Source organism: Curtobacterium citri (genome assembly GCF_030362955.1).
Taxonomy (GTDB): Bacteria; Actinomycetota; Actinomycetes; order Actinomycetales; family Microbacteriaceae; genus Curtobacterium; species Curtobacterium citri.
Genome location: NZ_JAUCML010000006.1, coordinates 13228 through 34303, shown reverse-complemented (window position 1 = coordinate 34303; position 21076 = coordinate 13228). Strand labels below are relative to the sequence as shown.

At 70.7% G+C, this 21076-nt stretch carries 21 protein-coding genes; 17 read left to right on the top strand and 4 right to left on the bottom strand.

Annotated features, from left to right (window positions below; all coding sequences use genetic code 11):
• Window positions 1-14: 14 nt before the first annotated feature.
• Entirely contained in the window at window positions 15-752 is a 738-nt protein-coding gene (locus tag QUG92_RS10435; RefSeq protein WP_289458963.1) for a YidC/Oxa1 family membrane protein insertase, read from the bottom strand.
• A 56-nt stretch (window positions 753-808) separates the two neighbouring features.
• Window positions 809-1099, bottom strand: a complete 291-nt coding sequence (locus QUG92_RS10430) for a DUF6412 domain-containing protein (protein WP_182047515.1) — start codon at window positions 1097-1099, stop codon at window positions 809-811.
• A 67-nt stretch (window positions 1100-1166) separates the two neighbouring features.
• On the opposite strand from QUG92_RS10430, the gene ybaK reads away from it, so the two are divergent.
• From ybaK to QUG92_RS10350, 16 genes are all read left to right on the top strand, one after another.
• Window positions 1167-1652 carry a Cys-tRNA(Pro) deacylase gene (ybaK, locus tag QUG92_RS10425; RefSeq protein WP_069710913.1) on the top strand — a complete coding sequence of 162 codons (486 nt, stop codon included), beginning with the start codon at window positions 1167-1169 and terminating at the stop codon, window positions 1650-1652.
• A 119-nt stretch (window positions 1653-1771) separates the two neighbouring features.
• Window positions 1772-4345 (top strand): ATP-dependent Clp protease ATP-binding subunit, encoded by a 2574-nt coding sequence (locus QUG92_RS10420; protein WP_289458962.1) that lies wholly within the window; start codon window positions 1772-1774, stop codon window positions 4343-4345.
• 637 nt (window positions 4346-4982) lie between these two features.
• Window positions 4983-5216, top strand: a complete 234-nt coding sequence (locus QUG92_RS10415) for a hypothetical protein (protein WP_182047517.1) — start codon at window positions 4983-4985, stop codon at window positions 5214-5216.
• 217 nt (window positions 5217-5433) lie between these two features.
• On the top strand, window positions 5434-5976 hold the full coding sequence (locus tag QUG92_RS10410; protein ID WP_069710910.1) for an adenine phosphoribosyltransferase: 543 nt from the start codon (window positions 5434-5436) through the stop codon (window positions 5974-5976).
• Between the two features lie 94 nt (window positions 5977-6070).
• Complete coding sequence (thrS, locus tag QUG92_RS10405; RefSeq protein WP_289459136.1) at window positions 6071-8059, top strand: threonine--tRNA ligase; 1989 nt, start codon at window positions 6071-6073, stop codon at window positions 8057-8059.
• Entirely contained in the window at window positions 8059-8697 is a 639-nt protein-coding gene (locus tag QUG92_RS10400) for an HIT family protein (RefSeq protein WP_182047518.1), read from the top strand. Before thrS ends, QUG92_RS10400 begins: the two co-directional genes overlap by 1 nt.
• A 12-nt stretch (window positions 8698-8709) precedes the next feature.
• On the top strand, window positions 8710-9630 hold the full coding sequence (gene pdxS, locus QUG92_RS10395) for a pyridoxal 5'-phosphate synthase lyase subunit PdxS (RefSeq protein WP_069710909.1): 921 nt from the start codon (window positions 8710-8712) through the stop codon (window positions 9628-9630).
• Entirely contained in the window at window positions 9624-10220 is a 597-nt protein-coding gene (gene pdxT / locus QUG92_RS10390) for a pyridoxal 5'-phosphate synthase glutaminase subunit PdxT (RefSeq protein WP_411469369.1), read from the top strand. Before pdxS ends, pdxT begins: the two co-directional genes overlap by 7 nt.
• Window positions 10221-10346: 126 nt before the next feature.
• Window positions 10347-11111, top strand: coding sequence for a YebC/PmpR family DNA-binding transcriptional regulator (locus QUG92_RS10385; protein ID WP_069710907.1), 765 nt, complete (start codon window positions 10347-10349; stop codon window positions 11109-11111).
• A 3-nt stretch (window positions 11112-11114) separates the two neighbouring features.
• Window positions 11115-11738: a crossover junction endodeoxyribonuclease RuvC gene (gene ruvC / locus QUG92_RS10380; RefSeq protein ID WP_069710906.1), complete on the top strand. Its 624-nt coding sequence runs from the start codon at window positions 11115-11117 to the stop codon at window positions 11736-11738.
• A gap of 10 nt (window positions 11739-11748) precedes the next feature.
• Window positions 11749-12369, top strand: a complete 621-nt coding sequence (ruvA, locus tag QUG92_RS10375) for a Holliday junction branch migration protein RuvA (protein ID WP_182047520.1) — start codon at window positions 11749-11751, stop codon at window positions 12367-12369.
• A complete protein-coding gene (gene ruvB / locus QUG92_RS10370) occupies window positions 12366-13394 on the top strand; it encodes a Holliday junction branch migration DNA helicase RuvB (RefSeq protein ID WP_289458960.1) in 1029 nt (342 codons plus the stop codon). The genes ruvA and ruvB overlap by 4 nt, the downstream gene beginning before the upstream one ends.
• 177 nt (window positions 13395-13571) lie before the next feature.
• On the top strand, window positions 13572-13967 hold the full coding sequence (locus tag QUG92_RS10365) for a preprotein translocase subunit YajC (RefSeq protein WP_182047522.1): 396 nt from the start codon (window positions 13572-13574) through the stop codon (window positions 13965-13967).
• Between the two features lie 94 nt (window positions 13968-14061).
• Window positions 14062-15813, top strand: a complete 1752-nt coding sequence (gene secD / locus QUG92_RS10360; RefSeq protein WP_182047523.1) for a protein translocase subunit SecD — start codon at window positions 14062-14064, stop codon at window positions 15811-15813.
• Window positions 15813-16817: a protein translocase subunit SecF gene (gene secF, locus QUG92_RS10355; RefSeq protein ID WP_182047524.1), complete on the top strand. Its 1005-nt coding sequence runs from the start codon at window positions 15813-15815 to the stop codon at window positions 16815-16817. Before secD ends, secF begins: the two co-directional genes overlap by 1 nt.
• A complete protein-coding gene (locus tag QUG92_RS10350) occupies window positions 16817-17164 on the top strand; it encodes a rhodanese-like domain-containing protein (RefSeq protein WP_289458958.1) in 348 nt (115 codons plus the stop codon). Before secF ends, QUG92_RS10350 begins: the two co-directional genes overlap by 1 nt.
• Before the next feature lie 81 nt (window positions 17165-17245).
• Here the strand turns inward: QUG92_RS10350 and QUG92_RS10345 are convergent, their stop codons facing one another.
• On the bottom strand, window positions 17246-17956 hold the full coding sequence (locus QUG92_RS10345; RefSeq protein ID WP_289458957.1) for a hypothetical protein: 711 nt from the start codon (window positions 17954-17956) through the stop codon (window positions 17246-17248).
• Between the two features lie 235 nt (window positions 17957-18191).
• On the opposite strand from QUG92_RS10345, the gene QUG92_RS10340 reads away from it, so the two are divergent.
• Window positions 18192-20534 carry a RelA/SpoT family protein gene (locus QUG92_RS10340; RefSeq protein ID WP_289458956.1) on the top strand — a complete coding sequence of 781 codons (2343 nt, stop codon included), beginning with the start codon at window positions 18192-18194 and terminating at the stop codon, window positions 20532-20534.
• On the opposite strand, the gene QUG92_RS10335 is transcribed toward QUG92_RS10340, so the two are convergent.
• A complete protein-coding gene (locus QUG92_RS10335) occupies window positions 20521-21075 on the bottom strand; it encodes a type IV toxin-antitoxin system AbiEi family antitoxin (protein ID WP_182047526.1) in 555 nt (184 codons plus the stop codon). The genes QUG92_RS10340 and QUG92_RS10335 overlap by 14 nt on opposite strands.
• Window position 21076 lies beyond the last annotated feature (1 nt).

The window sequence follows — 21076 nt, the reverse complement described above, 5'->3', positions numbered from 1 at the left end:
GGCACCGACCGAGCTCAGCGCACCAGTCGCCGCAGCACGGCCCGCTCGCCGAGCGTCCACACCGCACTCGTGACGACGTACAGCGTCGCGGCGAGCGGGACCACCGCGGCGAAGGCGACGGAGACGAACGGCACCCACCGGGCCACGGCCGCCCCGGTCCCGCCGCCGGGCGTTCCGGGAACCGGTGCGTCGACGGGGTTCCAGCGGGAACCGGCACGCCGCGACAGCTCGACCGTGACGGCGAGCACGCCGAGCAGCACGAGCACGATCCAGGCGTGCGTCCAGAGCGGTCCTGCCAGCACCGCGAGGAGCGTGTGTCCGAGCGGGATGTCGACGAGGGTGGAGTCGAGCAGGGCGTTCGCGGCGCCCGCGACGGACGCGTGGGTGAAGAGCGTGTACACGAGCGACAGGACCGGAGCCTGCGCGAGCACCGGCAGGCAGCCGGCGAGCGGCGAGACGTGCTCCGCCGTGTACAGCCGCTGCAGCGCCTCCTGGAGCCGACGCGTGTCGCTGCCGTACCGACGGCGGAGTGCTGCGATCTGCGGCGCCAGGCGACGGCGGTCCCGTTCGGCCCGCACCTGCAGCACGGCGAGCGGGACGAGCGCCGTGCGGACGGCGAGCGTGACGAGGACGATCGCGAGTGCGGCCGCGGCGGCCCCCGCGACGGGCGCGAGCCCGTCGGTGAGGGCGGTGAGCAGGTCGGCGCCGGCGTGCAGCAGGCTCCCGACGACGGGCAGGGTGGTGACGTCCATGACGATCCGTTCGGTGGAGGGGTACGCGGTCGCGTGACCCGACCACCCGCGGGTGGTCAGGCCGGCGTCACCGCGCCCGGCGCTCGCGACCGCACGTGACCATCGGCGTCCGGGTGCCGCCACCCGATCCGCGTCGGCCGTTCGACGGCCTCCCTCGTCCGGCCGTCGGCGGTCGGGTCGACGTCGAGCCCGAGCACCGTGGCGAGCACGCGGACGACGAAGACCGTCGCGGCCACCGCCGCCAGGCCGAGGGCGGCGACGGCGAGCAGCGGCGCGGGGGAGGCCACCGAGGCGTCACCGAGCTGGAGCGCGGCGACGGCACGCAGCAGGAGCTCGATGACGGTCATGGTCGGTTCAGCGTAACGCCCGCGTGCCGCGGCGGACCGTCGGGTGTGGACGGGCAGGATCACAGGCATGACCGCAGGATCGCCGAGCACCCCAGCGACCCTCGCCCTCGAGCGGGCGGGGATCCCGTTCACGCCGCACGTCTACGAGCACCACGAGACGGCGACGAACTTCGGCGAGGAAGCAGCCGCGGCGCTCGGCCTCCGCGAGGAGCAGGTCTTCAAGACCCTGGTGGTCTCGGTCGACGGGCAGCTCGCGGTCGCGGTCGTCCCCGTCGCGAACCGACTCGACCTCAAGGCGATCGCCGCAGCCCTGGGCGGCAAGAAGGCGACGCTGGCGCAGCCGGCCCTCGCCGAGAAGCGGACCGGGTACGTCGTCGGCGGGATCAGTCCGGTCGGGCAGAAGACGCCGCTCCGCACGGTCGTCGACGAGTCGGCGCTGACCTACCCGAGCATCTTCGTCTCCGGAGGCCGTCGCGGGTTCGACATCGAGGTCGCTCCGACCGACCTCGTCCGCGTCACCGACGCCTCGACCGCGGCCATCGCGCGGACCTGAACAGGACCCCGGCGCGGACCTGAGTCGAGCCGACGCAACTTCTTCCACCTCCCGGGAATGACCCGGCGCCTCCTGCGTTGCATTGAGTCGAAGGCACTCAAGTTCCCCAGGAGGTCCCGTTGCCAGAGACGTTCGGCCCGACCGGCAGCAGCGACGCGTTCGACGCGTTCCTCGCCCGCCTGCTCGCGGCACAGCAGTCCGGCGCCCAGCGGTCCGTACCGTTCGGGCGACCGGTCGACATCACGCGGCTGCTCAGCCGCCGCACGCACGACCTGCTCCAGCGCACCGCCGAGTACGCGGCGTCGCAGGGGCAGCGCGAGATCGACGCCCTGCACGTCCTGCACGTGCTCGTGGGCGCCGACCCCTTCGCCGCGGTGCTCCGCCACGCCGGCGTCGACCCCGAGCGCTTCGCCGCCGAGGTCGAGGAGCGCCTCCCCGCCCCGACCGACGAGCCCGTCGAGGGGCGCCCGACGCTGACCGGCACCGCGCAGCGGATCCTGCTCGAGGCGACCCAGGCCGCCAAGGGCTTCGGCAGCACCTACACCGACCCCGAGCACGTCTTCTTCGCGCTCGTCACCGACCAGGACACCGTCGCCGGGCAGCTGCTCGCGAGCGCCGGTGTCACCCCGCAGGCCGTGCAGGACTTCGCCCAGCAGGCCGCGGCAGCAGCACGAGAGGGGCGCCCGATGCCCGACACCACGACGACCGAGAGCGACACCCCGACGCTCGACCAGTTCGGCACCGATCTCACCGAGCGCGCCCGCGACGGTCGCATCGACCCGGTGATCGGCCGTGCCGACGAGATCGAGCAGACGGTCGAGATCCTGCTCCGTCGCACGAAGAACAACCCCGTCCTCATCGGTGAGCCCGGTGTCGGCAAGACGGCCATCGTCGAGGGCCTCGCGCAGCGCATCGCCGACGGCGACGTGCCCGTCCTCCTGCAGGGCAAGCGCGTGGTCGCTCTCGACCTGCCCGGCATGCTCGCCGGCACCCGCTACCGCGGTGACTTCGAGGAGCGCCTGACGAAGGCGATGGACGAGATCGCGGCACACGCCGACGAGCTCATCGTGTTCGTCGACGAGCTCCACACGGTCGTCGGTGCGGGCGGCGGCGGCGAGGGCGGCTCGATGGACGCCGGCAACATCCTCAAGCCCCGACTGGCGCGCGGCGACCTGCACCTGGTCGGCGCGACGACCCTGAACGAGTACCGGCGCATCGAGAAGGACGCCGCGCTCGAGCGTCGCTTCCAGCCGGTCACGGTGGGGGAGCCGAGCGTCGAGGACGCCGTCGCGATCCTCGGTGGGCTCGCCCCTCGGTACGCCGAGCACCACGACGTCGAGTACACGCCCGAGGCCCTCCGCGCCGCGGTCGAGCTCTCGCACCGCTACGTCACGGACCGGCACCTGCCGGACAAGGCCATCGACCTCGTCGACCAGGCGGGCGCCCGTCGTCGTCTCGCCCTGTCGGGCGACGTCGACACCGAGGCGCTCCGCGACCAGGTCGCCGAGCTGCATGCCGACAAGGACCGCGCGGTGGCCGACGAGCGGTACGAGGAGGCGTCGCGCCTGCGCGACGAGATCGACGGACTGGAGGCGCGGATCACCGCAGCCTCCTCGGGTGACGGGAGCAGCGCCTCCCGTCCGACCCCCGCCGACCGCACGATCACGGAGGCCGACATCGCCGAGGTGGTGTCCCGCGCCACCGGCATCCCCGCGACGCGCCTGACGCAGGGCGACCGCTCCCGGCTCGCCTCCCTCGAGGACGAGCTCCACGAGCGCGTCGTCGGCCAGGACGACGCCGTGCGCGCCGTCGCGACCGCGGTCCGGCGCAGCCGCACCGGCATGGGCGACCCGCGTCGCCCGGTCGGCAGCTTCCTGTTCCTCGGCCCGACGGGCGTCGGCAAGACCGAGCTCGCGAAGGCCCTCGCCGGGTCGCTGTTCGGCGACGAGTCCGCCATGCTCCGCTTCGACATGAGCGAGTTCGGCGAACGGCACACCGTGTCCCGCCTGGTCGGTGCCCCTCCCGGGTACGTCGGCTACGACGAGGCCGGGCAGCTCACGGAGCGCGTCCGTCGCAACCCGTACTCGGTGATCCTGCTCGACGAGGTCGAGAAGGCCCACCCCGACGTCTTCAACCTGCTGCTGCAGGTGCTGGACGACGGACGGCTCACCGACGGGCAGGGGCGCACGGTCGACTTCCGCAACACGGTCGTCATCATGACGTCGAACATCGGGTCGGAGTTCCTCGCGTCCCGCTCCGGGGCCCTCGGGTTCTCGGCATCGGCGGACGGCGGCTACACCGAGGACGACCTGCGCGCCCGCGTCATGGGCCGGCTGCGCGAGTCGATGCGGCCGGAGTTCATCAACCGGATCGACGACATCGTGCTGTTCCGCAAGCTCGAGCGCGGACAGCTCCGGTCGATCGTCGACCTGCTGCTGCAGGACACCGCGCTCCGGCTCCTCGCGCAGAGCATGACCCTGTCGGTGTCGGACGCTGCAACCGACTGGCTCGCCGAGCACGGCTACGAGCCGGAGTACGGCGCCCGCCCGCTCCGGCGGCTGATCCAGCGCGAGGTCGACGACCGCATCGCGACCCTGGTGGTGGACGAGCAGGCGCACGACGGTGACACCGTCCGGATCGACGTCGAGGACGGCGGGCTCGTGGCCCGCGCATCCGCCCCGGCAACGGTCTAGCCGCAACCACGCGCAGCACGGCCCCGGTACCCCAGCGGTACCGGGGCCGTGCTGCGTCCGCGTGTTCTGCGATGCAATTCCAGAAATGTGGGAAGAAAGGGTTGCGCTCGCATTCCCGACGCCGATAGTGTTCACGAGCATCACCGGCTGTACGAGACCGAGAGGGGGCCGACAATGATGATCACCGCGATGAACCCGTTCCGTGGAGTCCGCGCGATCGACGGCACCCCGCTCCGTTCGCACTGACGCGGGACGTCCCGCTCCAGCCGTCCTCCCTCGACCGACCGAGGTCGTCGCACCCCTGACGTGGTGCCGCTCCGGTCGTGCCCGCACAGCCCCGCTGTGACGGGCCGCACACACCGTGCCGTCCGCGGTCGTCCGTCCTGCTGACGGCGGCCAACCGGGCACGGTGCGCGTGCGCCGAGGTCGGACCGCGAGCGGCGGACGTCTCACGCGACGACTCCACACGGTGACCGCAACCGGTCACCGACAATGCAGCCGTGCGCATTCCTGCGCGCCCTGCGGTCATTCTCGCCCGCATTCTCCGGGCGATCTCGCTGACCCGTTCCCGACGCATTCGTGCGCTCGGTGGTCGGGTTCTCCGTCATGCCCTCGGGCACCCACGAAAGGCACCACCGTGTCGAACGACACCGACGTCCGTCCCCCCGGCACCCGCGCGGTGCGCAGCCGGGTCACGCTCGCCGACCGCATCGCCCTCCGGATCGGCATGTCGCTGATCATCTGGAGTCGTCGGACGCACCACGTCCGCCCCTCGGTCGACCTCGCGACCCGTCAGCGGCTCGAACGCGAGCGGCGCGAGCGCGAGCTCGACTGGCTCACGCAGGGCGCCGCGATGCGCCTCTGGCGCTGACGCGGCGCAGCGCCCAGCCCGCCCGCCCGCCCGCGACCGCCGCGCTCGTCGCGGCGGTGATCGAACCACGGAACCGACGTCGAACCAGGTCACCCGCCTGGTTCGACGTCGTCTCCGTGGTTCGACGGTGGGGGCCGGCCACGCGGCGAGGGGCCGGCCACGCGGCGAGGGGCCGGCTGCGCACGACGCACCCCCGTGCCTCCCGTACCGTTGTCCGGTGACCGAAACCGCAGCTGCACTCGTCGAACGCCTCACCGCCGTCGTCCCGGACTTCCCGAAGCCGGGCATCCTCTTCCGCGACGTGACGCCGGTCTTCTCGGACCCCGTGGCCTTCGGCCGCGTGTGCGAGGCCCTCGCGGCGCCGTTCGCGATCGGCGGCGGGTTCCAGGCCGTCGCCGGCATCGAGGCGCGCGGCTTCGCCCTCGCCGGCGGCATCGCGGCGCAGCACCAGGTCGGTGTGCTGACCGTCCGCAAGGCCGGCAAGCTCCCCGGCGAGGTCCTCAGCGAGCAGTACGCGCTCGAGTACGGCGAGGCCGAGCTCGAACTCCGCCCGGGGCAGCTGCCGCAGGGCACGCGGGTGCTCGTCGTCGACGACGTCCTCGCCACCGGCGGCACCGCGGCGGCGACCGTCACGCTGCTCGAGCGCGCGGGGTACGAGGCGGTCGGCTTCGCGTCGCTGCTCGAGCTCGACGGACTCGCCGGTCGCGAGCGCCTCGAGCCCCGCCTGCCCGTCACCACACTCGGCCGCGTCCCCGCCTGAGCGTCCGCCGCCGCGCACTAGTCTTGACCCACCCCTGAACCAACCGAGGAGCACCACGATCGTGACCGAGTCAGTCGCACCAGCGCCCGCAGACCTGCCCCAGGCACCCGAGCCCCGCACCGCGACGACGACCACGACGGGCACCGAGCTCTTCGACGGCGAGCGTGGTGTGGTCGCGATCCGCGTCGGCGGCGTCCTGAAGGACCTCGACGCGGCGGTGCAGGACGGCGAGACCGCCGAGGCGGTCACCCTGCAGGAGCAGGACGGCCTCGACATCCTCCGCCACTCGGCCGCGCACGTGCTCGCCCAGGCCGTGCAGCAGATCAACCCGGACGCCAAGCTCGGCATCGGGCCGCCCGTGACCGACGGTTTCTACTACGACTTCGACGTCACCGAGCCGTTCACGCCGGAGGACCTCAAGGCGATCGAGAAGGGCATGGACCGGATCATCCGGCAGGCCCAGCGCTTCCGACGCGTCGTCGTCACCGACGACGAGGCGCGCGAGCGGATGGCGGGGGAGCCCTTCAAGCAGGAGCTCATCGGGCTCAAGGGCGCCGCGGGCGAGGGCGACTCCGGTGAGAGCGTCGAGGTCGGCGCCGGCGAACTGACGGTCTACGAGAACGTCGACCCGAAGTCGGGCGAGGTCGTCTGGCAGGACCTCTGCCGCGGCCCGCACGTGCCGCACACCCGGTGGATCGGCAACGCCTCGAAGCTCATGCGCGTCGCGGCGGCGTACTGGCGCGGCTCGGAGAAGAACCCGCAGCTGCAGCGCATCTACGGCACCGCATGGCCGGACAAGGACCAGCTCAAGGCCTACCAGCTCCGTCTCGAGGAGGCTGCGAAGCGCGACCACCGCAAGCTCGGTGCCGAGCTCGACCTGTTCTCGTTCCCGGACGAGATCGGCTCGGGCCTGGCGATCTTCCACCCGAAGGGCGGCATCATCCGCCGCGAGATGGAGGACTACTCGCGCCGTCGGCACGAGCAGGAGGGCTACTCCTTCGTCTACACGCCGCACATCACCAAGGGCGACCTGTTCGAGCAGTCCGGTCACCTCGGCTGGTACAAGGACGGCATGTTCCCGGCCATGCACATGGACGAGGCCCGCGACGAGGACGGCAACGTCACGCGGCAGGGGGCGGACTACTACCTCAAGCCGATGAACTGCCCGATGCACATCCTGGCGTACCGCTCGCAGGCCCGGTCCTACCGCGACCTGCCGCTGCGGATGTTCGAGTTCGGCACGGTCTACCGCAACGAGAAGTCCGGCGTGATCCACGGCCTGACCCGCGTGCGCGGCATGACGCAGGACGACGCCCACATCTTCACCACGCAGGAGAAGATGAAGGAGGAGCTGACCACGACCCTCCAGTTCGTGCTGTCGCTGCTCCGCGACTACGGCCTCGACGACTTCTACCTCGAGCTCTCCACGAAGGACCCGGAGAAGTACGTCGGCGACGACGACGTGTGGGAGGTCGCGACGAACACCCTGCGCGAGGTCGCCGAGGAGTCGGGCCTCGAGCTCGTCCCGGACCCCGCTGGCGCGGCCTTCTACGGCCCGAAGATCTCGGTGCAGGCCCGCGACGCGATCGGCCGCACGTGGCAGATGTCGACCGTGCAGCTCGACTTCAACCTGCCGGAGCGCTTCGAGCTCGAGTACACGGCACCGGACGGCTCCCGGCAGCGCCCGGTGATGATCCACCGTGCCCTGTTCGGCTCGATCGAGCGCTTCTTCGGCGTCCTCACCGAGCACTACGCGGGCGCGTTCCCGGCGTGGCTCTCCCCGGTGCAGGTCGTCGCGATCCCGGTCGCGGCCGAGTACGGCGACTACCTCGACGAGGTCGTCGCGAAGCTGCGCGCGCACGGCGTCCGCGCCGAGGTCGACCACTCGGACGACCGCATGCAGAAGAAGATCCGCACGCACACCAAGGCCAAGGTGCCGTTCCAGCTCATCGCGGGCGGTGACGACCGCGACGCCGGTGCGGTGTCGTTCCGCTTCCGCGACGGTCGCCAGGACAACGGCGTGCCGGTGGACGAGGCGGTGGACCGCATCCTCACCGCGATCCGCGACCGCGCGCAGGTCTGATGGACCAGGAACGGCCGGGAGGCCCGGAGCAGGTCCCGGGGACCGGTCACGTCGTCGACGTGGCCGGTTCCGAGGCCGCCGACGAGCGGTTGGTGATCCGCGACGCCGCGACCGGCGCCGCCGTACCGGACGCCTTCCAGCGCCTCTGGAACCCGCACCGGATGGCCTACATCGACGCCGGTCGGGAAGGCGTGGGGCGCGGGCACGACGATGACTGCCCGTTCTGCGCCGCCCCGGGCATGTCCGACGAGGACGGCCTGATCGTCGCCCGCGGTGCGCACGCCTACGTGCTGCTCAACCTCTTCCCGTACAACAACGGGCACCTGCTCGTCTGCCCCTACCGGCACGTCCCGCTCTACGACGAGGCGACGCCGGAGGAGACCCGCGAGATGGCGGAACTGACGCAGACGGCGATGCGCGTGCTGCGGGCGGTGTCGCACTGCGACGGCTTCAACATCGGGATGAACCAGGGCGAGGTCGCCGGAGCCGGTGTGGCCGCGCACCTGCACCAGCACATCGTGCCGCGGTGGGCCTCGGACTCGAACTTCTTCCCGATCATCGCGCGGACGAAGTCGATGTCCCAGCTGCTCGGTGACACCCGCCGACTCGTCGCCGAGGGCTGGCCCGCCGCGGACTAGACTGTCGGCATCATGAGCGACAGCACCAGCACCCCGGGCACCAACGGCACCTCGATCACCGGCTCCGACCGCGTCAAGCGCGGCCTCGCGGAGATGCTCAAGGGTGGCGTCATCATGGACGTCATCGACGCCGAGCAGGCCCGCATCGCGGAAGAAGCGGGCGCGACCGCCGTCATGGCGCTCGAGCGCGTCCCTGCCGACATCCGCGCGCAGGGCGGTGTCGCCCGCATGTCCGACCCGTCGATGATCGAGGAGATCATCGCCGCGGTGTCGATCCCGGTCATGGCGAAGGCCCGCATCGGTCACTTCGTCGAGGCGCAGGTCCTGCAGGAGCTCGGCGTCGACTACATCGACGAGTCCGAGGTCCTCTCGCCGGCCGACTACGTCAACCACATCGACAAGTGGAACTTCACCACGCCGTTCGTCTGCGGTGCCACCAACCTGGGCGAGGCGCTCCGTCGCATCACCGAGGGTGCGGCGATGATCCGCTCCAAGGGCGAGGCCGGTACGGGCGACGTGTCCGAGGCCACGAAGCACATCCGCACGATCTCGAAGGAGATCGCGGCGCTGCGGTACCTCAAGGAGGACGAGCTCTACGTCGCGGCCAAGGAGCTCCAGGCCCCGTTCGACGTGGTCAAGGAGGTCGCGCAGACGGGCAAGCTCCCGGTCGTGCTCTTCACCGCTGGTGGTGTCGCCACCCCGGCCGACGCCGCGATGATGATGCAGCTCGGCGCGGACGGCGTGTTCGTCGGCTCCGGCATCTTCAAGTCGGGCGACCCTGCGAAGCGCGCCGCCGCCATCGTCAAGGCCGTCACCTTCCACGACGACCCGAAGGTCATCGCCGAGGTCTCCCGCGGGCTGGGCGAGGCGATGGTCGGCATCAACGTCGCCGACGTTCCCGCGCCGCACCGCCTCGCCGAGCGCGGCTGGTGAGCGCCCGGCCCCGCATCGGGGTCCTGGCGCTGCAGGGTGACTTCCGCGAGCACATCGCCTCGCTGACGGAGCTCGGCGCGGACGTCGTGCCGCTCCGGCGGCCGGAGGAGATCGCGGCGCTCGACGGCGTCGTGATCCCCGGCGGCGAGTCGAGCGTCATGGACAAGCTGTCCCGTGCGTTCGGCGTGGCCGGACCGCTGTCGGCGGCGATCCGCGGCGGACTCCCCACGTACGGCACGTGCGCGGGCATGATCATGCTGTCCTCGCGCATCGCCGCGGGCATCCCCGGGCAGCAGACGCTCGACGTCCTCGACACCACGGTGCGGCGGAACGCGTTCGGCAGCCAGAACGACTCGTTCGAGACCGACATCCCGATGCCGGCGCTCGGCGACGCCCCGGTGCACGCGGTGTTCATCCGTGCGCCCGTGGTGGAAGAGCACGGCGACGGGGTGCAGGTGCTCGGCGCGTTGTCCGACGGCCAGGTGGTCGCGGTGCAGCAGGACAACGTCATCGCGAGTGCGTTCCACCCCGAGGTCGCCGGCGAGGACCGCTTCCACCGGCGCTTCCTCGACCTGGTCCGCTCCGCCTGACCTGGTCCGCTCCGCCTGCCCCGCCGCGCCCCGACCACACGCTGCACGCGACCAGCGCGCCGGGGCGGCACCGTGCCTCCCGGGCCGGTAAACTGATCCGGATCTTCAGCGAGACCAAGGAGCACCGTGTCCGGGCATTCCAAGTGGGCAACGACCAAGCACAAGAAGGCGGTCATCGACCAGCGCCGTGCGAAGTCGTTCGCCAAGCTCATCAAGAACATCGAGGTGGCCGCCAAGATGGGCGGTGCCGACCTGTCGGGCAACCCGACGCTGGTCGACGCCGTGCAGAAGGCCAAGAAGACCTCGGTGCCGAACGACAACATCGACCGCGCCATCAAGCGCGGCGCCGGCCTGACCGGTGAGTCGATCGAGTACACGACGATCATGTACGAGGGCTACGGCCCGAACGGCGTCGCGATGCTCGTCGAGTGCCTCACCGACAACAAGAACCGCGCCGCGGCCGAGGTCCGGACGGCGATGTCCCGCAACGGCGGCACCATGGCCGACCCGGGCAGCGTCGCCTACAACTTCTCGCGCAAGGGCGTCATCTCGGTGACGAAGGTCGACGGGCTCGACGAGGACACCGTCATGACGGCCGTCCTCGACGCGGGTGTCGAGGACGTCGTCGACCAGGGCGGCGGCTTCGAGGTCATCACCGAGGCGAGCGACCTCGTCGCGGCCCGCACCGCGCTGCAGGACGCCGGCATCGACTACGACTCCGCCGACGCCGAGTTCGTGCCCGGCGTGAAGGTCCCGGTCGACGCGGACACCGCGCGCAAGGTCTTCAAGCTGATCGACGCGCTCGAGGACAGCGACGACGTGCAGAACGTCTACGCCAACTTCGACATCCCCGCGGACGTCCAGGCCGAGCTCGACGAGGACGAGGACTAGCCGGTGCTCCGGGTGCTCGGGGTCGACCCCGGGCTCACCCGGTGCGGCGTCGGCGTGGTCGAGGTCGCACCGAACCGGCGGGCCCGGCTGGTGCACGTCACGGTCGTGCGCACGCCGGCCGACATGGCGCTCGAGCAGCGGCTGCTGCGCATCGCGCAGGGCATCGAGGCCGAGATCGACGAGCACCGTCCGGACGCCGTCGCGGTCGAGCGGGTGTTCGCGCAGGCGAACGTCCGGACCGTCATGGGGACCGCACAGGCCTCCGGGCTCGCGCTGCACGCAGCAGCGGCCCGGGGCCTGCCCGTCGGTCTGCACACACCGTCCGAGGTGAAGGCCGCCGTCACCGGCTACGGCAACGCGGACAAGCGGCAGGTGCAGACGATGATCGCGCGCGTGCTCGGTCTCGACGAGGCACCGAAGCCCGCCGACGCCGCGGACGCGCTCGCCCTGGCCGTGTGCCATGCCTGGAGGCTCGGATCACCCGACCGGGTCGGCCCCGGCCCGGCGACGCTCACCCCGGCGCAGCGTGCGTGGCGCGACGCGCAGGCAGGCACCGCCGACACGCCCCTCGCGCGCGCCGAGGCTGCGGCCGCGCGGCGGTCCGGCTTCGTCGGCGGGCGGCCCTAGGCTCGTGGGCATGATCGCGAGCCTCCGGGGAACCTGCATCGACGTCGCCGGATCGGCCGTCGTGATCGAGGTCGGGGGAGTGGGCTACGCCGTCACGGTCACGCCCGCGCACGCCCTCACCATGCGGCACGGCGCCGAGGTCTTCCTGCGCACGGCGATGATCGTGCGCGAGGACGAGCAGCAGCTGTTCGGCTTCGAGTCGACCGATGCGCTGCAGGTGTTCGACCTGCTCCGCAGCGTCTCCGGCGTCGGCCCGAAGTCCGCGCTCGGCGTCCTCGCCCACATGGACCCGGCGCAGGTCGCGAACGCCGTCGCGAGCGAGGACGACGCCGCGTTCCGCAAGGTCTCGGGCATCGGCCCCAAGACCGCCAAGCTCATCACGGTCGCACTCTCCGGCAAGCTCGTCGCCTTCGAGCAGGCAGCCCTCCCCACCACCGCCGGTGCGGCGACCGCCCACCCCGCGGCGGTCGACGTCGTGACCGCCCTCGTCGGGCTCGGCTGGCGCGAGGACGCGGCGCAGTCCGCGGTCGACGCCGTCGTCGCCGGCGACCCGGGTGCGGCGGCGATGGGCACCCAGGCCCTGCTCCGCGCCGCACTCGGGACGCTGCGTCCGGCCGGAGCCGGTCGGTGAGCGGCATCACGTCCGCGGGCGCCGAGTCGCAGGAGGAGCTCGCCTTCGAGGGGGCGCTCCGCCCGAAGTCGCTCGACGAGTTCGTCGGGCAGCGGAAGGTCCGCGGGCAGCTCGACCTGCTCCTCCGGGCCGCCGCGCTGCAGGACCGGACCCCGGACCACATCCTGATGGCCGGTCCGCCCGGGCTCGGCAAGACGACGCTCGCGATGATCGTCGCGCACGAGTCCGGCCGTCCGCTGCGCATGTCGAGCGGACCGGCGATCCAGCACGCCGGTGACCTCGCCGCGGTGCTCTCCTCGCTCGTTCCCGGCGAGGTCCTCTTCATCGACGAGATCCACCGGATGGCGCGTTCGGCGGAGGAGATGCTCTACCTCGCGATGGAGGACTTCCGCATCGACGTCATGGTCGGCAAGGGTGCCGGTGCGACGAGCATCCCGCTCGACCTCGCACCGTTCACCCTCGTCGGCGCGACCACCCGTGCCGGCCTCCTGCCGAACCCGCTCCGCGACCGCTTCGGGTTCACCGCCCACCTGGAGTTCTACGAGAAGGACGAACTCGAGCAGGTCCTCATCCGTGCGGCCCACCTGCTCGAGCTCGCGATCGACCGCTCGGCGCTCCGGGAGATCGCGGGTCGTTCACGCGGGACACCCCGCATCGCGAACCGCCTGCTGCGACGGGTGCGTGACTTCGCGCTCGTGCACCGCACGACGGACGGCATGGCAGCCGTGCAGGGCGCGCTCGACCTCTACGACGTCGACGACCTCGGCCTCGACCGTCTCGACCGCGCCGTCGTCGAGACCATGCTGACGCGCTTCGACGGCGGACCGGTCGGCCTGAACACCCTCGCGGTGTCCGTCGGCGAGGAGTCCGAGACGATCGAGTCGGTCGTCGAGCCGTTCCTCGTGCGCGTCGGCCTCGTCACCCGGACACCGCGTGGCCGGATCGCCACCCCGCAGGCGTGGCGGCACTTCGGCATGACCCCGGGGGACAGCACCGCCGGACAGCTCGGCCTGTTCGACGAGTGATCGCCTGTACGGTACGCTGGTACACGGTATTTCGCCCGACCGGCCCTCGCAGTCGGTCAGGACGCTCACGGTGACCTGCCCGATCACGGACACACCCGTGCCCTAGACTGCTACGGCCCGAAGCCGAGCAGCGACCGCTCCGGCTGGATCCGAGCAACCAGAGAAGGCACCGCCCCCATGGACCAATCACTCTTCCTCATCGTCATCATCGTGGCGTTCGCCGCGTTCATGTTCTACAGCAGCCGCAAGCGCAAGAAGCAGCAGGCGGAGCTCCAGACGAAGATGGTCCCGGGCTCCCGCGTCATGCTCTCGTTCGGCCTCTACGGCACGCTCGTGTCCGTCGACGACGACAAGGTCACGGCGGACGTCGAGGTCGCTCCCGGCACGGTCGTGACGGTGCACCGCCAGACCCTGTCGCGCGTGGTCGACGAGGACGCGTCCGACGTCGAGACCGCCGTCGTGGCCGACGACGAGACCACCGCCCCGAAGCCGGTCGCCGAGCTGAACGGTGAGCCGGTCTACGGCGAGCGTGTCGACGAGGTCGACCCGGCGAAGCGCAAGACCGAAGACTGATGCTCCCCGGTCGCCGGGTCCACCGACCCGGCGACCACACCTCCTGCCGCCGGCCTCGCCGCCGTCGGTCCTGAACAGAAAGACGAGACGACCGGTGGCACGATCGACACCCGTCAAGAAGGCGTTGCGCTCGCTCACCTGGTTGGTGATCATCATGGCCGCCCTGGCGGGCCTGAACACCGCCGCGTCGGTGCTCGCCGCCAACAGCAAGGACGACACCAACGAGTGGTTCGCCGGCGCGAGCTGGGTCCCGGAGTTGGCGCTCGACCTGCAGGGCGGCACGCAGCTGACGCTCGCGGCGCAGAACACCGAGGGCGGTTCCGTCACCTCGCAGCAGTTGAACCAGGCGGTCAACATCATCCGCCAGCGCATCAACGCGACCGGCGTCTCCGAGTCCCAGATCAACACGCAGGGCACGAACAACATCGTGGTGTCGATCCCGGGCAAGCCCGACAAGGCGACGATCGACCGGATCGAGGCCGCGGCGAAGCTGACCTTCCGCCCGGTGCTCTACACGGAAGCCGCCACGAACTCGGCGGTCGGCGGGAGCGACGGCAAGACCGCCTCGCCGACGCCGTACTCGCCGCCCGCGTCGCTCGACGCCACCCCGAGCACGAAGCCGACCAACGGCAGTGACCTCGCGCAGGTGACCCCGGCGCTCCAGGACCTGTACACGAACTACAACTGCGCTGCGCCGGACGACGTCACCGCGGCGCCGGACGACGAGCCGCTCGTCACGTGTGACCAGGACGGTGCCGCCAAGTACATCCTCGGCCCCGTCGAGGTCTCCGGTTCGGGCATCAGCAACGCGACCTCGGGCCTCGCCACCGACAGTCAGGGTGCGACGACCGGTGAGTGGGCGGTCAACCTGACCTTCCGAGGGCAGAGCTCGGACGACTTCCGTCAGGTCACGAGTCGCCTCGTGCAGCTCCAGCCGCCGCAGAACCAGTTCGCCATCGTCCTCGACGGCACGGTCATCCAGGCACCGGCGGCCAACGCCGCGATCACCAACGGCAAGGCGCAGATCACGGGTGGCTTCACCGCCGAGTCGTCGAAGACCCTCGCCGATCAGCTCAAGTACGGTGCCCTGCCGATCAACTTCCAGGTGCAGTCGAACGAGAACATCTCGGCGACGCTCGGCACCGCCCAGCTCGTCGGCGGTCTCGTCGCCGGTCTGATCGGTCTGATCCTGGTGGTCATCTACTCGGTGATCCAGTACCGCGCACTGGCGTTCGTGACGGTCCTGTCGCTCGGTGTGGCCGCGGTGCTGACCTACCTGGTCATCGCGATCATGTCGTGGCGGGTGGACTACCGCCTGTCGCTCGCCGGTGTTGCCGGTCTGATCGTCGCGATCGGCATCACCGCGGACTCGTTCATCGTCTACTTCGAGCGCATCCGCGACGAACTGCGCGACGGGCGCGGCCTCGAGAGCGCCGTGGAGGCGGGGTGGCGGCGGGCCCTCCGCACGATCCTGGCGTCCGACTCGATCAACTTCCTCGCCGCGGTCGTGCTCTACATCCTGGCCGTCAGCGACGTGAAGGGCTTCGCGTTCACGCTGCTCCTCACCACCCTGATCGACATCGTCGTCGTCGTGCTCTTCACGCACCCGATGATGCAGCTCATCGCCCGCAGCCGCTTCTTCGGCGAGGGGCACAGGTTCAGCGGACTCGACCCGTCCGCACTCGGCGCCGTCTACCGCGGCCGTGCGCAGTTCCGCGCACCGGTCGTCGACGGCAAGCGCCAGCGGAGTGCGGGCGAGGCCCAGCGCCGCCAGACGATCGCAGAGCGGAAGGCCCAGCAGGCCTCCGGCGACAACGGCTCGACGCCGGACGGGAAGGACGACTGATGGCCAGCTTCAGCCAGTTCGGCAGCGACCTCTACACGGGCAAGCGCTCGTACGACATCGTCGGGCGCCGGAAGACCTGGTACCTCGTCGCGATCATCGCCATCGTGGTCTCGCTTGCGGTGCCGTGGCTCCGCGGCGGCTACCACCTCGGCATCGAGTTCACCGGTGGTTCCGAGTTCACGATCTCGAACGCGAAGGACCTCGACCAGTCCATCGCGACCCGCACGGTCGAGTCGATCGTGCCCGAGGGCATCCCGCGCGTCTCGCAGGTCGGCCAGGACGGCATCCGCGTCCAGACCGAGCAGCTGACGGACCGTGAGACGAGCGACGTGCAGGACGCGCTCGCGCAGGCCTACGGTGTGTCCGACGACCAGGTCGCCTCGACCTACATCGGTGCCACCTGGGGTGCGGACGTCCTCGCGCAGGCCATCCGCGGCCTCGTGATCTTCCTCGCGCTGGCCGCCGTCGTCATGGCGCTGTACTTCCGCACCTGGAAGATGTCGGTGTCCGCCATGGTCGCGCTGCTGCACGACCTGCTCATCACCGCCGGTGTCTACGGCATCGTCGGGCTCGAGGTGACGCCGGCCGCGGTGATCGGCTTCCTCACGATCCTCGGATACTCGCTCTACGACACCGTCGTGGTGTTCGACAAGGTGCGCGAGAACACCGCGCAGGAGTCGCACCGCACCTTCGTGCAGTCGGTCAACCTCGCGGTGAACCAGACGCTCGTCCGCTCGATCAACACCTCGGTGGTCGCGCTGCTGCCCGTCGCCGCGATCCTCTTCATCGGATCGTACGTGCTCGGCGCCGGCACCCTCCGCGACATCTCCCTCGCGCTCTTCATCGGCATCATCGTCGGCACCTACTCGACGATCTTCATCGCGTCGCCGATGTACGCGCACCTGCGGGAGAACGAGCCGAAGGTCAAGGAGGCCGACGCGAGGAAGACCCGCGCTGCCGAGAAGCGCCAGCGCGAGGTCGACGCCGCGGCCGAGGTCGCCTGATGGCGGTCGAGGTGCACGACGTCGACGTCGCCGAGGCACGTCGTCGGCTGGACGCGGGCGCCCGACTGTTCGACGTCCGCGAGCAGGGGGAGTGGGACGAGGTGCACGCCCCCGAGGCGACGCTCGTGCCGATGTCCGAGCTCGTCGCCCGCTGGCAGGAGATCGACGGTGGCGACCAGCCCGCGATCGTCGTCTGCCACTCCGGGGCGCGGTCGGCCCGGGTGGTCGCCGCCCTCGAGCAGTCCGGCGTCCCCGCGGTGAACCTGACCGGCGGCATGGTCGCTTGGGAGCAGGCGGGCCAGCCGGTCGTGCGCGACGCCCAGGGCGAAACGCGTCACGAGCACTGACCCTGACCCTGCCCTGCACACGAAGACGAAGAGGCGGCACCCATCTCGGGTGCCGCCTCTCTGTCATTGCTCTGCCAGGAGTCAGACTCCGCTGGCGGAGAAGGACCCGCTGCAGATCGTCGATGTGGCGCACTTCGCGCGGAACATCGTCTGAGCGGAGACATTTCCCCACGGAACACTCGTCGATCCCGGGGTTCGGGTGTCGGCGACCCCGAGGTTGTACCACTTCGACCAGGTCCCGAATTGACTGCCGTTGTAGCCGCGGTAGTAGCCCAGGCCCTGACCAGCGTTCGTCTGGGCCGTTGACGACGCGACGGTGAAACGGTACTTGACCGTCACCGCGGCGTCGGCACCGATGATGTTCGGACCCGCGAAGGACCTCGACCAGCTGGATGCACTCGAAGCGAGGTAGGCGTAATTCGACGCGGCGGCAGCAGTCACGCGCTGGGACGTGGCCTCCGAGCCACCTCGTGCGGACGCCGGAAGCGCTACCCGGGACCCGTAGAGTTGCTGCAGCTTCGAGGTGGTCAAGCCGTTGGGCAGCGAACCATCGGCTTCCGGAACGACCACGACGGTGTCGGCGCCGATCTTGCCGGTCGGGTAGAACACCCCCTGATCCGTGACCTGCGCCGCAGCCGGATCGACGACCACGTAGCCGCCGTGGCCACTGCTCGGAGTCACCGCGTCGGCCGGCAGCGCACCGACCGTGAGAAGAGCGGCTGTCATCGGAACGACGAAAGCAGCAAGCATTGTTTTCTTCTTCATTGAATTCTCCCCGATGAGCATCGTCATTGATGCCGTTCGCGGGACGGGCCCCTTGTCCGTCCTCGTCGGGAACGTATCGGCAGGCTTCGTAGGAAGTCAATGGCCCGAATGACGCATTCAGATACACCTGCACATGTGCTCAGGGATTCCTCCAGTCTCCAGCAGTCCAACGAGAGGCCGTCAGCGAACAGGTCACAGGCACGTGCGCGACCCGCGTAGGCTTGTCGAACCGTACCCGGACACCGGTCGCTGGAGGCGCAACATGACGGACACCCGTGAGTCCTCGCCCCAGGGTGCGCCGTCGCCCGACGCGAGCCGTCCCGGTTCCGCACCACGGCCCTCCAGTCCGCTGAACGCGACGACCACCGGCAACCTCGGGTCCCTGCGGTCCCTCCTGCCCCGCCTGTTCTCGCGGGCGCAGCCCGCGGGCGCCGTCGACACGCTCATCCGGACGGTGCGGTCGCACCACCCCAAGGCCGACGTCACGCTCATCGAGCGGGCGTACTCGGTCGCGGAGCGCGCCCACGACGGGCAGAAGCGCAAGTCCGGCGAGCCGTACATCACGCACCCCGTCGCGGTGGCGCAGATCCTGGCCGACCTCGGCATCGGCACCATCACGATCGCCGCCGCGCTGCTGCACGACACGGTGGAGGACACGGACTACCAGCTCGACGAGCTCCGGGCCGACTTCGGCGACGAGATCGCCATGCTCGTGGACGGCGTCACGAAGCTCGACAAGGTCAAGTACGGCGACAGTGCGCAGGCCGAGACCGTCCGCAAGATGGTCATCGCGATGTCGAAGGACATCCGTGTCCTGGTCATCAAGCTCGCCGACCGCCTGCACAACGCGCGCACGTGGGGCTTCGTCGAGTCCGCGTCGGCCACGCGGAAGGCCAAGGAGACGCTCGAGATCTACGCGCCCCTGGCGCACCGACTCGGCATCCAGATGATCAAGCTGGAGCTCGAGGACCTGTCGTTCGCGGTCCTGCACCCGAAGCTCTACGTCGAGATCGACAGCCTGGTCAAGGAGCGGCAGCCGCGCCGCGAGCAGTTCGTGCAGAACGTCATCGGGACGCTCAAGAAGGACCTGAAGGCCGCGAAGGTCCGCGGCGAGGTCATGGGCCGGCCGAAGCAGTACTACTCGATCTACCAGAAGATGATCGTGCGGGGGCGCGAGTTCGACGAGATCTACGACCTGGTCGGGATCCGCGTGCTCGTGCCGACCGTCCGCGACTGCTACGCCATGCTCGGCTCGGTGCACGCGCGCTGGACGCCGCTGCCGGGGCGCTTCAAGGACTACATCGCGACGCCGAAGTTCAACCTGTACCAGTCGCTGCACACGACGGTGTTGGGGCCCCAGGGTCGCGCCGTGGAGATCCAGATCCGCACGCACGAGATGCACCAGCGGGCCGAGTTCGGTGTTGCGGCGCACTGGAAGTACAAGCAGCGGGCAGCGGGACGCGACGTTGACAGCGCGTCGACGACGGACGACCAGGACATGGCGTGGCTCGCCCACATCACCGACTGGCAGGCCGAGACGAGCGACCCGGGGGAGTTCCTCGACTCGCTGCGGTACGAGATCGGTGCCAAGGAGACGTACGTCTTCACCCCGCAGGGCAAGGTCATCGGCCTGCCGGCGGGCGCGACCCCGGTCGACTTCGCCTACGCGGTGCACACGGAGATCGGGCACCGCACGATGGGTGCGAAGGTGAACGGTCGACTCGTGCCCCTCGAGAGCGCGCTCTCCAGCGGTGACGTCGTCGAGATCTTCACGTCGAAGAACCCGGACTCGGGGCCGAGCCAGGACTGGTTGACCTTCGTGCGGAGCCCGCGGGCCCGCAACAAGATCAAGCAGTGGTTCACCAAGGAGCGTCGCGAGGAGGCGATCGAGCAGGGTCGTGACGCGATCGCGCGGGCCATGCGGAAGCAGAACCTCCCGCTCCAGCGCATCATGAGCCAGGACTCCATCGCCGAGGTGGCGTCGTCCATGCGGTACGAGGACGTCTCGGCGCTGTACGCGGCCGTCGGCGAGGGGCACGTCTCCACGCAGTCGGTCATCGAGAAGGTGCTCGGCAACGTCCAGACGGAGTCGGAGACCGACGAGCCGGAGCTGGCGTTCCCGCGCCAGGTGACGAGCCGACAGCTGCGCAACAGCGACAGCGGCGTGCTCGTTCGCGGCGCGCCGGACATCCTGGTGAAGCTCGCGAAGTGCTGCACCCCGGTGCCGGGCGACCAGATCGTCGGGTTCATCACCCGCGGTCAGGGCGTGTCCGTGCACCAGGCGTCCTGCACCAACGTGAAGTCGCTCATGAACGAGCCGGACCGGATGATCGAGGTCGAGTGGGCGCCGTCGTCCAAGTCGGTCTTCCTCGTGCAGATCCAGATCGAGGCCCTCGACCGGTCGGGGCTCCTCAGCGACGTCACGCGTGTGCTGACCGACCACCACGTGAACATCCTGTCGGCGACCGTGTCGACGTCGTCCGACCGGCTCGCGCTCAGCCGCTTCGTGTTCGAGATGGGCGACACGACGCACCTCGACCGCGTGCTCAACGCGGTGCGCCGCATCGACGCCGTGTACGACGTGTACCGGGTCAGCGCCGGCTGACCGGCCCCGTCACCTCCGCGAGCCGCCGCGCCGCCTGACGGACCATCGGCACCGTCCCCAGCGCGTCGAGTCGCGCCCGGACGGCATCGGGGTCGACCACTCCGATCGCGACGAGCCCCTGCAGGCAGTCCCGCGCGTCGGCGGCGAACGGGCCGGGCGCACGCAGCAGGTCGAGTGCGGTCCGCAGCGGCGTGGTGACCCGGACGGTCCCGAGCACGACCACGTCGCCGTCCTCCAGCCGGACCTCCCGCAGGCGGACGTCGGCGTCGACGCGCACGCGCAGGTTCGGCGGTGCGACGACCTCGGGCACGGCCGGCTCGCGTGCCGTCGCGCCCCAGATCCAGGCAGCGGACCGCCCGCCCGCGACCAGGCGCCGGTCCGGGATCCGCCACGCGTGCGCAGCGGCCCGGAGCGCCGGGACCTGCGGCTCGGCGGGGGAGGCCCAGCACCGTCCGACGGCGACGAGCTCGCCGGCGAGGACCGCGGCGCGCAGCTCCGCCTCCGGCCAGTCGTCGCTGGTCAGCAGGCGCGGGGTCGGCACC

Coding starts and splice junctions, on each gene's coding strand:
- QUG92_RS10435 (WP_289458963.1), bottom strand. CDS start 752: ATGGACGTCACCACCCTGCCCGTCGTCGGGAGCCTGCTGCACGCCGGC.
- QUG92_RS10430 (WP_182047515.1), bottom strand. CDS start 1,099: ATGACCGTCATCGAGCTCCTGCTGCGTGCCGTCGCCGCGCTCCAGCTC.
- ybaK (WP_069710913.1), top strand. CDS start 1,167: ATGACCGCAGGATCGCCGAGCACCCCAGCGACCCTCGCCCTCGAGCGG.
- QUG92_RS10400 (WP_182047518.1), top strand. CDS start 8,059: ATGGACCAGGAACGGCCGGGAGGCCCGGAGCAGGTCCCGGGGACCGGT.
- pdxS (WP_069710909.1), top strand. CDS start 8,710: ATGAGCGACAGCACCAGCACCCCGGGCACCAACGGCACCTCGATCACC.
- ruvA (WP_182047520.1), top strand. CDS start 11,749: ATGATCGCGAGCCTCCGGGGAACCTGCATCGACGTCGCCGGATCGGCC.
- QUG92_RS10365 (WP_182047522.1), top strand. CDS start 13,572: ATGGACCAATCACTCTTCCTCATCGTCATCATCGTGGCGTTCGCCGCG.
- secF (WP_182047524.1), top strand. CDS start 15,813: ATGGCCAGCTTCAGCCAGTTCGGCAGCGACCTCTACACGGGCAAGCGC.
- QUG92_RS10350 (WP_289458958.1), top strand. CDS start 16,817: ATGGCGGTCGAGGTGCACGACGTCGACGTCGCCGAGGCACGTCGTCGG.
- QUG92_RS10345 (WP_289458957.1), bottom strand. CDS start 17,956: ATGACGATGCTCATCGGGGAGAATTCAATGAAGAAGAAAACAATGCTT.
- QUG92_RS10340 (WP_289458956.1), top strand. CDS start 18,192: ATGACGGACACCCGTGAGTCCTCGCCCCAGGGTGCGCCGTCGCCCGAC.